1 protein-coding gene is annotated in these 664 nt (G+C 69.9%); it reads left to right on the forward strand.

Translation table 11 applies throughout. From position 1 onward, the window contains the following. Window positions 1-664, forward strand: a 664-nt coding sequence (locus A5624_RS16975; protein WP_156749058.1) for an MMPL family transporter, incomplete at both ends; no start/stop codon positions are given.

Here is a 664-nt window from a genome sequence, read left to right on the forward strand (position 1 = left end):
CTGCTGCTGATGTTCCTGGCGTTCGGCTCGGTGGTGCTGCCGATCAAGGCGGTGCTGATGAGCGCGCTCACGCTGGGGTCGACGATGGGCATCCTGACGTGGATTTTCGTCGACGGTCACCTGTCCGGGGTGCTGAATTTCACGCCGACGCCGCTGATGGTGGTGGTGATCGCGTTGGTCGTCGCCGTCGGCTTCGGGCTGGCCACCGACTACGAGGTGTTCCTCGTCTCGCGGATGGTCGAGGCGCGCGAACGCGGTATGTCCACCGCCGAGGCCATCCGGATCGGCACCGCGACCACCGGGCGCCTGATCACGGCCGCCGCCCTGGTGCTGGCCGTGGTCGCCAGCTCGTTCGTGTTCTCGGACCTGGTGTTGATGAAATATTTGGCTTTCGGCCTGATGGCGGCGCTGCTGCTCGACGCCACCATCGTGCGGATGTTCCTGGTGCCGTCGGTGATGAAGCTGCTCGGCGACGACTGCTGGTGGGCGCCGCGCTGGGCCCGGCGCCTGCAGAACAAGATCGGGCTGGGTGAGATCGACCTGCCCGACGAGCGCAAGCGGCCCACGCTCAACGGCCGGCCCGCGCGCCCGCCCGTGGCGGCCAGCCTGGTCGCCGCGGCACCGCGGCCGCCGCACGACCCCACCCACCCGGGGGCGCCGGAGC

Origin of the sequence: Mycobacterium sp. 1482292.6, assembly GCF_001672995.1 — a bacterium.
Lineage (GTDB): Bacteria > Actinomycetota > Actinomycetes > Mycobacteriales > Mycobacteriaceae > Mycobacterium > Mycobacterium europaeum_A.